Annotated in this window: 12 protein-coding genes and 1 tRNA gene; 9 read left to right on the forward strand and 4 right to left on the reverse strand. The window is 75.0% G+C overall.

Annotation, left to right across the window (positions count from 1 at the left end; translation table 11 throughout):
* Positions 1 to 28 precede the first annotated feature (28 nt).
* Positions 29 to 688, reverse strand: coding sequence for a hypothetical protein (locus tag AC230_RS29000; protein ID WP_157868680.1), 660 nt, complete (start codon positions 686 to 688; stop codon positions 29 to 31).
* Positions 689 to 875: 187 nt separating this feature from the next.
* Here AC230_RS29000 and AC230_RS29005 point away from each other — a divergent pair, with 187 nt between their 5' ends.
* Both AC230_RS29005 and AC230_RS29010 read left to right on the forward strand, forming a co-directional pair.
* Complete coding sequence (locus AC230_RS29005; protein ID WP_157868681.1) at positions 876 to 1,328, forward strand: hypothetical protein; 453 nt, start codon at positions 876 to 878, stop codon at positions 1,326 to 1,328.
* A 44-nt stretch (positions 1,329 to 1,372) separates the two neighbouring features.
* Positions 1,373 to 2,143, forward strand: a complete 771-nt coding sequence (locus AC230_RS29010) for a hypothetical protein (RefSeq protein WP_157868682.1) — start codon at positions 1,373 to 1,375, stop codon at positions 2,141 to 2,143.
* Here the strand turns inward: AC230_RS29010 and AC230_RS29015 are convergent.
* From AC230_RS29015 to AC230_RS29025, 3 genes are all read right to left on the reverse strand, one after another.
* Entirely contained in the window at positions 2,140 to 2,481 is a 342-nt protein-coding gene (locus AC230_RS29015) for a hypothetical protein (RefSeq protein ID WP_157868683.1), read from the reverse strand. The genes AC230_RS29010 and AC230_RS29015 overlap by 4 nt on opposite strands.
* An 84-nt stretch (positions 2,482 to 2,565) precedes the next feature.
* Positions 2,566 to 2,637, reverse strand: a tRNA-Cys gene (locus AC230_RS29020).
* Positions 2,638 to 2,738: 101 nt separating this feature from the next.
* Positions 2,739 to 3,635: an alpha/beta fold hydrolase gene (locus AC230_RS29025; protein WP_049719298.1), complete on the reverse strand. Its 897-nt coding sequence runs from the start codon at positions 3,633 to 3,635 to the stop codon at positions 2,739 to 2,741.
* 88 nt (positions 3,636 to 3,723) lie between these two features.
* On the opposite strand from AC230_RS29025, the gene AC230_RS29030 reads away from it, so the two are divergent.
* The 7 genes from AC230_RS29030 to AC230_RS29060 all read left to right on the forward strand — a co-directional run bounded on the left by AC230_RS29030 (position 3,724) and on the right by AC230_RS29060 (position 11,846).
* On the forward strand, positions 3,724 to 4,632 hold the full coding sequence (locus tag AC230_RS29030; protein WP_049719299.1) for a LysR family transcriptional regulator: 909 nt from the start codon (positions 3,724 to 3,726) through the stop codon (positions 4,630 to 4,632).
* Positions 4,633 to 4,783: 151 nt separating this feature from the next.
* Entirely contained in the window at positions 4,784 to 5,380 is a 597-nt protein-coding gene (locus tag AC230_RS29035; protein ID WP_049719554.1) for a cysteine dioxygenase family protein, read from the forward strand.
* Entirely contained in the window at positions 5,377 to 6,447 is a 1,071-nt protein-coding gene (locus tag AC230_RS29040) for a YeiH family protein (RefSeq protein ID WP_049719300.1), read from the forward strand. Before AC230_RS29035 ends, AC230_RS29040 begins: the two co-directional genes overlap by 4 nt.
* 224 nt (positions 6,448 to 6,671) lie before the next feature.
* Positions 6,672 to 8,126, forward strand: a complete 1,455-nt coding sequence (locus AC230_RS29045) for an MFS transporter (RefSeq protein WP_078871656.1) — start codon at positions 6,672 to 6,674, stop codon at positions 8,124 to 8,126.
* A 185-nt stretch (positions 8,127 to 8,311) separates the two neighbouring features.
* Positions 8,312 to 10,102, forward strand: a complete 1,791-nt coding sequence (locus AC230_RS29050; protein WP_107082265.1) for a DEAD/DEAH box helicase — start codon at positions 8,312 to 8,314, stop codon at positions 10,100 to 10,102.
* 254 nt (positions 10,103 to 10,356) lie between these two features.
* Positions 10,357 to 10,998 (forward strand): IclR family transcriptional regulator, encoded by a 642-nt coding sequence (locus tag AC230_RS29055; RefSeq protein WP_049719302.1) that lies wholly within the window; start codon positions 10,357 to 10,359, stop codon positions 10,996 to 10,998.
* A gap of 44 nt (positions 10,999 to 11,042) precedes the next feature.
* Positions 11,043 to 11,846 carry a hypothetical protein gene (locus AC230_RS29060; RefSeq protein ID WP_049719303.1) on the forward strand — a complete coding sequence of 268 codons (804 nt, stop codon included), beginning with the start codon at positions 11,043 to 11,045 and terminating at the stop codon, positions 11,844 to 11,846.
* Positions 11,847 to 12,019 lie beyond the last annotated feature (173 nt).

Genomic DNA, 12,019 nt, shown 5'->3' on the forward strand with positions numbered 1-12,019 from the left:
GTGGCCCGACGGGCATGAGTACGGCTACCTATTCGCGGGCAGCGGTGCGGAGTTGGGCCGGCGCCCGGTGGGTCGGGAGAGCGGGCCGGCCCGAGGAGTCGAGGTCCGTGTCCGAGGGGTAGCGCGCGCAGGCGGCGTGGGCGGAGATCATGAGGCGGTTGCCGGGGTTGGTCTGGATCTGGAGGGTGTCGCCGGTGGCCGGGTGGTCGAGGGTCAGCCAGAGCTCGTGGCCGGGTGTCGCGGCGTCGAACTTGGTGACCTTCCAGCCCTGCCGCGTCAGCCTCTGCCGCACCCGCTCCAGCGCGGGGCCCGCCTCAGCGCGCGGGACGTCCTTGAGGGCCCATTCCTCGCGCACGTCCACGACGTGGGGTGCGGCCGGCGGGTTGTCGTTCAGGTTGTCGGGCAGGTGGCGCAGGCCCTGGCGCGGGCACGCGTAGCCCTCGGCCTCCACACCGCGGCCCGCCCAGTCGTCGTCCAGCCGGGCCCGCGGCAGGCCGAGGGCGTCGTAGACGGACTGCGTGTGGCCGTCGAGCCGGGTGGCCGTGGCCGCCGGGCGGGCGAGCGGGTACGGGTCGCCCTCCCACACCGTCTTCGCCCAGCGGGCGAACGACACCACGCCCATCACCAGGGCGGCGGCGCCTGCCAGGGCCGTGGTCGAGATGAGGAGGGTCTTCGTTCGTCCGGTCATGTACGGCATCGTCCGTCGTCCGGAGGTGACGGGGCATGAGTACGGCTACTCATCCGCTATCCGGAATCCGGCGCACCCCTTTGTGGGCAATCCGGTCGAGCGATTCTGATTGTCCCTCATTCGCTAACCTGTGCATCGATTGGATGTTTCTTTGTGAGCGCGTGAGGGCGGGATCACGGTGGGCTTCGTGGATGCCTCGGAGGCGGATCGTTCGGCGTCCGGGTGTCTGGACGTCGTCGCCGTGCCGCAGGTGGCCCCGGACGGCGCACTGGTCCGGGAGCTCTACGCGCACTCCAGCCGGATTCTCGACGCGCTGGCGCTGCGGCGGCGCGTGGGGCGGGCGGACGACGTGATGTCCGTGGTGTGTCCCGAGTGCGTGCCGTGGGGGTTCACGGAGACGCCGTGTGCCGTGGGGCACCAGTGGTACGTGGACCGGGTGCGGGACACGGCGCTGCCGGAGGCGCTGGTGCGGCTGGGGGCGTGGTTCGAGGCGGGCGGCTGGGTCTCCTTCGAGGACGTCGCCGACGCGAGCCTGCTGTCGGCGGCGCGCAACGCGGAGGGGTACCGGGCGGGCGTGACGATCGTCGCCGGGGAGCGGCGGCTGATGGTCAGGGTGATCACGCCCTGCACACGGGTCTGAGACGAGAGGGGGCTCGCGTGGCCGGGTACGGGGGAGTGCTGCCGGTGAGCGGAGCGGCCCTGGCGGCCGATCCCCGGCTCGCGGCGGCCGTCGGGGACATCGGACGGCGGAGCGGCGTCGACTACTTCGACGACGAGGCGGTGCGGGCCGTGCTCGGCGCGCACCGCGTCCGCCACGGGGCGGCGACGTGGCTCTGCCTGGCGGCGTTCGTGGGCGGGCTGGGCCTGCTCGTCCCGGCCGCCGCCGCGGGACGGCTTCTGCCGCTCGCCGGGGCCGCCGTTCTCCTCCCGGTCTCGATTCCGGTTCTGATCCTGTCCGCCGCGGTGACCCAACAGAGGTGGCGGCACCCGCAGTTGGTGGCCTACCGGCAGGTGCTCACCGCGGCCGCGGCGCACGGTGTGGACGTCGTCCACGTCCCCGGCTGGCTGCCCCGCCCGGCCGCCGCCGCGTGGCCGCCGTCCCCGGCCGACTACCGGCCGCGCCCCGCGACCCCCGTCCCCGTGCCGCCCGAGCCCGACGCCGTCGCCGAGTACGAGCGTCTCGCGGAGAAGGGCGGCCGGCACGACGAGGCCGGCTGGATCCTCGTCCTGGGCGCCTTCCTCGTGTGCCTCATCGTCGACAAGCCCCTCGGATGGGCAGGACTCCTGCTCGTACCCCTCGCCGGGTGGGTCTGGCTCGCCGGCCACCGGCTGGGCAGGCGGCAGCGGGAGCTGGAGGAGCAGGCGCGGGAGTACGTACGGGAGTTGACGGCCGCGCGGGCGCACGGCGCGGAGACGCTGGAGCTGTCGCGGCAGCTCAGCCGGCTCCTCGGCTAGGGGTGCGAGCCCGCGATCGCGAGGACGACGAACCACGCGACGGCCAGCGTCGCCATCGCCGCGACCCAGGCCAGGGGCGCGAGCTCGCGGCGCGAGACGAGGCCCCAGGTGCCCAGGGGCGCTGCCGCCAGGGCGGCGCCCAGCGGGACGTAGGCCACCAACTGCTGTCCGGCCGCGGTGCAGATCAGCTGGGTGTCCTCCGGTGCGCAGGGGTCACTGGCCATCACGGCGAGGGGTGCGAAGAGGAACGTGGCTCCTGCGAAGAGCCAGAGCACCAGGCCGCCGATGGCCTTGAGGCAGTTGGCGGCGGCGCTCTCGTGTCGGGCGGCTGCTGTCATGTCCGCCACGCTAGAAACCCGTGCCCGCACCCGGCATCCGTCCCCGTGCGGGTGCGGCCGTGAGTAGGCGTACTCACGGCGCAGAGGCCGTGGCGGGAATCGAACCCGCGTAACTCGCTTTGCAGGCGAGTCCCTGAACCACTCGGGCACACGGCCGTGTCGAGCTGTCGCTCGTCACCACAGGAACGACCTTAGGGTCGGGGCGGGCGCGGGCTCAACGGTTCGGCGGGGAGTGCCATGGACCGGACATGTGCCGTTCACGGGACCGCCCCGCGGGTCAGGAACTCCTCGACCACCGGGCGGAAGACGTCCGGCTCGTCCACCCAGGGGTAGTGGCCGACGTCGTAGAGGGGGCGGACCGTGGCGTGGGGGAAGGAGGCGGCGACGAGTTCGCCGGCGCGCATGCCGGTGACGGCGTCGCGGTCGCCGGTGAGGACGAGGACGGGGCAGGTGACGGCGCGCAGGTGGTCGAGGACGGCGCGGCGGGCGGCGTCGTCCACGCCCTCCCAGAAGGCGATGCGGGGGACGGGGTGGAGCTGGCCGTCCTCGGTGGCGGCGTGGGCGCGCTGCGGGGCGTCCCAGCGGGCGTACGCGAGGGGGGCCGCGCGGCGGAGCAGGGCGCGGGCCTCGGTGAAGTCGCGGGCGTCGGGGAGGGAGTGGGCGGCGACGTAGGCGTCCACCCACCAGTCCTCGGCGGCGCGGGACTCGAAGATCTCCTCGGCGTCGCCGGGGAGTTCGCCCTGGAGGCGGGAGCCGGGGGTGACGAGGACGAGGCGGGTGAGGTGGTGGGGGTAGAGCGCGGCGTACGCCTGGGCCGTGGCGCAGGCGGCGTCGTGGGCGAGGAGGGCGAAGCGGTCGAGGCCGAGGTGGGCGCGGAGGGACTCCACGTCCTCGGCCAGGGCGGGGAAGGCGTAGCCGGACGGGTCGGGGGCCGGGGGCGAGGCGCCGGTGCCGCGGGAGTCGGGGATCACCAGGGTGTGGCGGGCGTCGAGGCCGCCCAGGTCGCCGAGGTAGGCGGCGTCGCGGCCGGGGCCGCCGGCGAGGCAGATCACGGGCGGGCGGCCGGCGGCGGCGCCGGGCTCGCGGGCCGGGAGGGTGCGGTAGGCCAGTTCGGCTCCGTCGTAGGAGCGGTAGTGCGCTGCGGTTTGCGGCATATGTCCACCATGCCTCATGGGTTGGGTGATCCAGAAGCAATCCATCAGTGAACTCCCCGCTGCCCCAAAATCCGCTTATGATTCCGGTGTGTTCGACTCGCGGCACATCAAGACGTTCCACGCGGTGGTGGCGGCCGGTTCGTACTCCGCGGCCGCCCGCGTGCTCGGATACACCCAGCCCGCGATCACCCAGCAGATGAAGGCGCTCGAACGGGCCGTCGGCACCCCGCTGTTCACCCGGGTCGGGCGCCGCATGCGGCTGACCGAGGCGGGCGAGGCCCTCGCCCGGCACGCGGAGACGATCCTCGACACGCTCACCGTGGCCCAGCAGCAGATGAGTTCGCTGACGCGGCTGCGCTCCGGGCGGGTCCGGATGTGCGCGTTCCCGAGCGCGGGCGCCACACTCGTCCCCGAGGCGCTGGCCCGGCTCGCGGCCGACCACCCGGGCGTGCGGGTCGAGCTGCTGGAGGGCGAGCCGCCGGAGTCGCTGCGCCGCCTGGAGCGCGGCGAGTTCGACATCGCCCTCGCCTTCACCTACCCCGGGCTGCACGACGAGGTGCCGGACGAGCTCGTCGAAATACCGCTGCTGGAGGACCAGTTGACGGTGCTGATGCCCGCCGGGCACCCGCTGGCCCGCCGCCGCGCCGTCGTCCTGGCCGACCTCGCCGAGGAGCGCTGGATCGCCGGCTGCCTGCGCTGCCGCACCAACTTCCTGCACGAGTGCACCCAGGTCGGCTTCGCGCCCGACATAGCGTTCACCACGGACGACATCCTGGTCGTGCAGTCGCTCGTCGCGGAGGGGCTCGGGGTGGCGATGATGCCGGGGCTGGTGCTGTCGTTCCTGCGCCACGACCGGATCGTCGGCCGGCCGCTCGACCCGGCGTCGCGCCGCCAGGTCTCCGCGTACGTCCTGCGCGACCACCTCCGCGTCCCGGCCACCGCGCTCGTGCTGGACGAGCTGAAGGCGGCGGCGCGGCGGCGGGCCGGCTGCTGCTGAACCCGGCGGGCCCGGCGGGCGGGCGGCGCGGCCCGGCCCGTTCGAACCGGTCGAACCCACCACCCCGTTCGAACAAACCATAAGCGCCGCTTCGCCCCCGCCCAACGAACTGTCGTTGGACGTGATCCACCGGCCGCCCGACGCTGCCCGTATGACGACACCCACCGCGCCGACCGTGTCCGCAGCTCCGCCCCCGCCCCCGGCCACCGCCCGCCTCCGCGGGCTCGTCGACGAGATCAGGGAGGCGGTGGACCGCGGTCTGCCGCCCGACACGACCGCCTACCTCGTCGGCGAGCTGCTCGCCGGCCACCTCGGGGCGCCCGACCTGCTCACCGACGCGCAGCGCGCCGGGGACCCGCACCACTACCGCCAGCACGTCCTGCACGCCGAACCGGACGGCGGCTTCTCGGTCGTGGCCCTGGTGTGGCTGCCCGGGCAGGGGACGCCGATCCACGACCACGTCGCGTGGTGCGTGACCGGCGTGCACGAGGGCACGGAGAGCGAGCGCCGCTACCGGCTCGTCCCCGACGGGCCGAGCGCGCGGCTCGTCGCCGTCGAGGACGTGGTCAACCGGCAGGGCGAGGTGTGCGGCTTCGCGCCGCCCGGCGACATCCACCGGGTGCGCAACGCCTCCTCCGGCCCGGCGGTCTCGATCCACGTCTACGGCGCGGACGTCTCGCGGCTGGGCACGAGCGTGCGGCGCGTGTACCGGCTGCCGGCGGACGACGCGCCGCGGGCGCACCGGTGACCCTCACCGAGAACCGGCCCGGGACCGCCGCCGGCGCCGTGCCGCCGCCCGGCCGGCTGCCCGGCCTGGCCATGGCGGCCGCCGGGGTGGTCCTGGCCTGGGCGGTGCACCGGCTCGTCCCCGCCGTCCCGCTGCTCACCGCTGCCGTGGTGCTGGGCGTCGCCGCGGCGCACCTGCCGGGCGTCCGGGAGCGGGTGCGCGGCGCCGGGCGGCCGGGGCTCACCCTCGCGGGGAAGCGGCTGATGCGCCTCGGCGTGGTGCTGCTGGGACTGCGGCTGAGCCTCGGCGACGTGCTGGGGGTCGGCTGGGCGACGGTGGCGGTGGTGCTGGTGACCGTCGTCGTCACCTTCTTCGGCACGCTCTGGCTCGGCCGCCGGCTCGGGCTGCGCGGCGACCAGCCGCTGCTGATCGCGACCGGCTACGCGATCTGCGGGGCGTCCGCCATCGGGGCGGTCGGCGAGGTGTCCGGCAGCGACGAGGAGGACACGGCGACGTCCGTGGCGCTGGTGACGCTCTGCGGCACGCTGGCCATCGGCGTCCTGCCGCTGCTGCACCACCCCCTCGGGCTGGACGACGCGGCCTTCGGCCGCTGGGTCGGGGCGGGCGTGCACGACGTGGGCCAGGTCGTGGCGACCGCGCAGACCGCGGGGCCGGAGGCGCTGGGCGAGGCGGTCCTCGTCAAGCTGATGCGGGTGGCGCTGCTGGCGCCGCTGGTGGGGGCCGTCGCGGTGGCGGTGCGCCGGCGGCGGGCGGGCGGCGCCGGGGGGTCCGGCGCCGGGGAGCCGGCCGCCGCCCGGGGCGGGCGGCGGCCGCCGGTCCTCCCGCTGTTCGTCGCCGGCTTCCTGGCCATGGCGGGCCTGCGCAGCACCGGCCTGTTGCCGGGCGTGGTGCTGGACGGGGCGCGGCACGTCCAGGAACTGCTGCTCGCCGCCGCGCTGTTCGGGCTCGGCAGCGCGGTGCACCTGCCGTCGCTGGTCCGTACCGGGGGGCGGGTCGCGGCGCTCGGCCTGGGGGCGTGGGCGGTGATCGCGGGGGTGTCGTACGCGGGGGTGCTGATGGTGGGGTGAGGGGGCTTGTCACGGGGGTGCGCGTGGTGGGGTGAGGGGCGTGTCACGGGGTGGTGCGCGCCGGGCGCGAGGCGGACGGCGTACGGCGCGCGGCGGGCTCGCCGGGAGGGGCGTGGGGCGGGTGGGGCCCCGGTCCGTGACCGATGAGGTAGGGCCAACGGACGAGACCGTTCCGGCCCCTGGACAGAAGCGCCGGGAGCTGCTCCGTCCCTACGCTCTCCGGCATGAACAGCACTGACTCCATACCGTCGGCCGCCGGGGCCGCCGACGCCGCCGAGGCGCCACCGGGGGAGGCCGGGGGCGTCCTCGGACGCCGGTACCGCGCGCTCACCCTCGGCATCATCTCCGTCGTCTCCCTCATCGCCTTCGAGGCGAGCGCCATCACCACCGCCATGCCCTTCGCGGCCCGGGCGCTGGGCGGCGTCGGGCTGTACGCCTTCGCCTTCTCCGCCTACTTCACGGCCAGCCTCTTCTCGATGTCCGTCGCGGGGCAGTGGGCCGACCGGTCCGGGCCGCTGGGCCCGCTCTTCACCGGCATCGCCACCTTCGGCGCCGGGCTGGTGCTCGCCGGCTCCGCGCAGCAGATGTGGATGCTCGTGGCGTCGCGGGCCGTGCAGGGCCTGGGCGGCGGGCTCGTCGTGGTGTCCCTGTACGTGGTCGTGGGCCGCGCCTACCCCGACCGGCTGCGGCCCAAGATCCTCGCGGCGTTCTCGGCCGCGTGGGTGGTGCCCGTCCTCGTCGGCCCCGTGGTCGCCGGCTCGGTGGCCGAGCGGCTGAGCTGGCGCTGGGTCTTCCTGGCGATCCCGGTGCTGATCCTGCTGCCGCTCGCGGTGATGCTGCCGGCGCTGCGGAAGGTCCCGCGCGGGGCGGCGGGAGGGGCTCCCGACCGGCGGCGGATCGCCCTCGCGCTGGCCGTCGCCGTCGGGGCCGGACTGCTCCAGTACGCGGGCCAGGACCGTGCGTGGCTCGCCCTCGTGCCGGCGGCCGCGGGGCTCGCGCTGCTCGCGCCGTCCATCGTCCGGCTGCTGCCCAAGGGCACCTTCCGGGCGGTGCGCGGGCTGCCGTCCGTGGTGCTGCTGCGGGGGATCGCGGTGGGCGCGTTCCTCGCGTCCGAGAGCTTCGTCCCGCTCATGCTGGTGAGCGAGCGCGGCATGTCGGCGACCGCCGCGGGACTCTCCCTCACCGGCGGCGGCCTCACCTGGAGCCTCGGCTCCTACACCCAGAGCCGGTCGCGGCTGGAGCCGTACCGGCGGCGGCTGATGTGCCTCGGGCTGGTGCTGATGGCCGCCGCGATCGCGACGGTGCCGCTGGTGCTGCTGGACGGGGCGCCGGTGTGGCTGGTCGCCGTCTCGTGGATCGTGGGCGGCTACGGGATCGGGCTGAACGTCTCCAGCAGCGCGGTGCTCGCGCTGGAGCTGTCCCCGCGCGGGGAGGAGGGCGTCAGCTCGGCGGCCCTCCAGATCTCCGAGGCGCTGGGGAACATCGTGCTCGTCGGCGTCGCGGGCGTGCTCTTCGGCGCGTTCGGGGGCGGGACCGTCGCCCAGGGCGCCCATGGCACGGCGGACGCGGCGCCCCACGCGGCGTTCGCCGCCGTGTACACCGCCATGGCCGCGACGGCCGTGGCCGGCGCGCTGGTCGCCACGCGGCTGCGGCCGAAGGGCGGGGTGCGCCCGGCATGACCTCGCCTCCCGAACCGGACACGTGCGGCTCGCGCTGCCCTCCCCCGGCACGGCCGGGCCCCGCACCGCGGGGGCCGCGCACGGACGCCGGGCGAGTGGCGGGAACGGGACTCCCGCCACTCGCCCCCGGGTAGGCTGTCGCGGTTGTCGTTTCCTCAAGGCCCCCGATCCACCCGACGGAGACCGTGACTACCACCACAGCCACCAACCACCTCTCGCCCGCCTTCCCCGGCCGGGCCCCCTGGGGTACCGCGAACAAGCTGCGCGCCTGGCAGCAGGCCGCCATGGACCGTTACGTCCAGACCCAGCCCCGCGACTTCCTCGCCGTCGCGACCCCGGGAGCGGGAAAGACCACCTTCGCGCTGACCCTCGCCTCCTGGCTGCTGCACCACCACGTCGTCCAGCAGGTGACCGTGGTCGCGCCGACCGAGCACCTGAAGAAGCAGTGGGCGGAGGCCGCCGCCCGCGTCGGGATCAAGCTCGACCCGGAGTACAGCGCGGGCCCGCTCGGCCGCGAGTACAACGGCGTCGCCGTGACGTACGCGGGCGTCGGCGTCCGCCCGATGCTGCACCGCAACCGCTGCGAGCAGCGCAAGACGCTCGTCATCCTGGACGAGATCCACCACGCCGGCGACTCCCGCTCCTGGGGCGACGCCTGCCTGGAGGCGTTCGAGCCGGCCACCCGCCGGCTGTGCCTGACCGGCACGCCGTTCCGCTCGGACACCAACCCCATCCCGTTCGTCACGTACGAGGAGGGCGCCGACGGGATCCGCCGCTCCTCCGCCGACTACACCTACGGCTACGGCAACGCGCTCGCCGACGGCGTCGTCCGCCCGGTCATCTTCCTCTCCTACAGCGGCAACATGCGCTGGCGCACCAAGGCCGGCGACGAGCTGGAGGCCCGCCTCGGCGAGCCGATGACCAAGGACGCGGTCAGCCAGGCGTGGCGCACCGCGCTGGACCCGCGCGGCGACTGGATGCCCAACGTGCTGCGCGCCGCCGACCAGCGGCTGAGCGAGGTGCGGAAGTCCATCCCGGACGCCGGCGCCCTCGTCATCGCCTCCGACCAGGACTCGGCGCGCGCCTACGCCAAGCTGCTCCGGGAGATCACCGGCGAGGGCCCCACCGTCGTCCTCTCCGACGACTCCGGCGCCTCGCAGCGCATCGACGACTTCTCCCGGGGCGACGCGCGCTGGATGGTCGCCGTCCGCATGGTGTCCGAGGGCGTGGACGTGCCCCGGCTCGCGGTCGGCGTCTACGCGACGACGATCTCGACGCCGCTGTTCTTCGCCCAGGCGGTCGGCCGCTTCGTCCGGTCGCGCCGGCGCGGCGAGACCGCGTCCGTCTTCCTCCCCACCATCCCCATGCTGCTCGGCTTCGCCAACGAGATGGAGGCCGAGCGCGACCACGTCCTCGACCGGCCGAAGAAGGAGGGGGACGAGGAGGACCCCTACGCCGAGTCCGAGAAGGAGATGGACGAGGCGAACAAGCAGCAGGACGAGGACACCGGCGAGCAGGACATGCTGCCGTTCGAGGCGCTGGAGTCCGACGCCGTCTTCGACCGGGTGATGTACAACGGCGCCGAGTTCGGCATGCAGGCCCACCCGGGCAGCGAGGAGGAGCAGGACTACCTCGGCATTCCCGGCCTGCTGGAGCCCGAGCAGGTCCAACTGCTGCTCCAGAAGCGGCAGGCGCGGCAGATCGCGCACAGCCGGCGCAAGCCGGACGAGCAGGCCGACCTGCTGGAGATCCCGGCCGAGCGGCGGCCGGTGGTCACGCACAAGGAGCTGCTGCACCTGCGCAAGGAGCTCAACACCCTGGTCGGGGCGTACGCCCACCAGAGCGGCAAGCCGCACGGCGTGATCCACACCGAGCTGCGGCGCACCTGCGGCGGCCCGCCGAGCGCGGAGGCGACGGCCGGGCAGCTGACGGAGCGCATCAAGAAGCTGCGGGAGTGGGCGACGCGCATGAAGTAGCGGGCCGGTGCGGCAGCCGACCGGGCCTTCCCCAAATCCCGTGCGGAGCGCCCGGATTGTGGGCAGACTCTTCCGCTGAGCGGACCGGCTCGCTAGCGTGCCGGTCACGCACACGCCCCGTGGCAGCGCCGCCGCGGAGCGCGGCCGGTTGTACGTCTGTTTCACCGGCGGCCTCTCTCACGCGCTGCCGGACGGGACCGGAGGCGCAACCCCACCACGACGAGAGCCCGCCTTTCATCGGAGGAGGGGGCGTCGTGACCGCGGAGACTTCGCAGACGCTCGACAGAGGACTGCGCGTCCTGAAACTGCTCGCCGACACCGACCACGGCCTGACCGTCACCGAGCTGGCCGCCCGGCTCGGCGTCAACCGGACCGTCGTCTACCGGCTGCTCGCCACGCTCGAGCAGCACGCGCTCGTCCGGCGGGACGTCGGCGGCCGGGCCCGGGTGGGCCTGGGCGTCCTGCGGCTGGGCCGGCAGGTGCACCCGCTCGTGCGGGAGGCGGCCCTGCCGGCGCTGCGGGCGCTGGCCGAGGACGTGGGCGCCACCGCCCATCTGACGCTCGTCGACGGCGCGGAGGCGCTCGCCGTCGCCGTCGTCGAGCCGACCTGGACGGACTACCACGTCGCCTACCGCGCCGGCTTCCGGCACCCGCTGGACCGCGGCGCGGCCGGCCGCGCCATACTCGCCGCCCGCGCGGGCGACGTCGACAACCCCGGCTACGCGCTCACCCACGGCGAGCTGGAGGCCGGCGCGAGCGGCGCCGCGGCGCCGCTGCTCGGCGTCAGCGGCATCGAGGGCAGCGTGGGCGTCGTCATGCTCACCGACGCCGTCCCGCACCGCGTCGGGCCGCGGGTCGTCGAGGCGGCGAAGGAGGTGGCGGACGCGCTGAGGTGAGGGCGGCCGGGCGTGCGGGACCGCCGGTGAACTAGATTCGCACCATGCGTTTCCCGCCCCCGTCCGCGTGGTCCCCCCGGGCCCGGATCTCCGCCGTCTGCGCCCTGCCCGTCCTCGCCCTGCTCGGGACCGCGGCCTTCGCCCCCCTGCCGTTCTCCATCGCCCGGCCCGGCTCCACGGTGAACGTGCTGGGCGACCACCAGGGCAAGCCGGTGATCTCGGTGAGCGGTGCGGAGACCCGCCGCACGAGCGGACAGCTGCGGATGTCCTCGATCATCGCCACCGGTCCGCGGGCGGACGTCGGCCTGGCGGACGTGGCGAGCGACTGGTTCCGCACGGACCGGGCGGTGATGCCGCGCGACTCCGTCTTCCCGCCGGGCAAGTCCGACAAGGAGACGGAGGAGCACAACATCGCCGAGATGACCAAGTCCCAGGACTCCGCGACGCGCGCCGCCCTCGCGTATCTGCACCGCTCGCCCAAGGACGTCAAGGTGACCCTCCGGCTCGCCGACATCGGCGGGCCGAGCGCGGGCCTGATGTTCGCCCTCGGCATCGTCGACAAGCTCGACGGGGACGGGCGGGGCGGCGACCTCACCGGCGGGCGGACGATAGGCGGCACGGGCACGATCGAGCCGGACGGGACGGTCGGCCCGGTGGGCGGCGTGCCGCTGAAGGTGCAGGCGGAGGGGCGGGACGGGGCTGCGGTCTTCCTCGTGCCGAAGGCGCAGTGCGAGGAGGCGAAGGGGGAGGCTCCGGAGGGGATGCGCCTGATTCCCGTCGTCGGTCTGCGGGATGCGGTCGCCTCGCTGAAGGCGTTGTCTTCGGGGGGGCGGGTGCCGGCCTGCTGATGCCCGCGGGGGATTGAGCCCCCGCCCCGCCCTTTCACCGTTTCTTCCGGGGCTGCGCCCCGCACCCCACCCGGGGGGCTGCGCCCTCGGCCGGGACCGCGCTGCCGCGCGGTGTGGCGGGGGCTGCGCCCCCTGTGCCCCGCCGCGCTGCGCGCGGTTCCGTCGCGGCTCCG

Source organism: Streptomyces caatingaensis (assembly GCF_001187435.1).
GTDB lineage: Bacteria > Actinomycetota > Actinomycetes > Streptomycetales > Streptomycetaceae > Streptomyces > Streptomyces caatingaensis.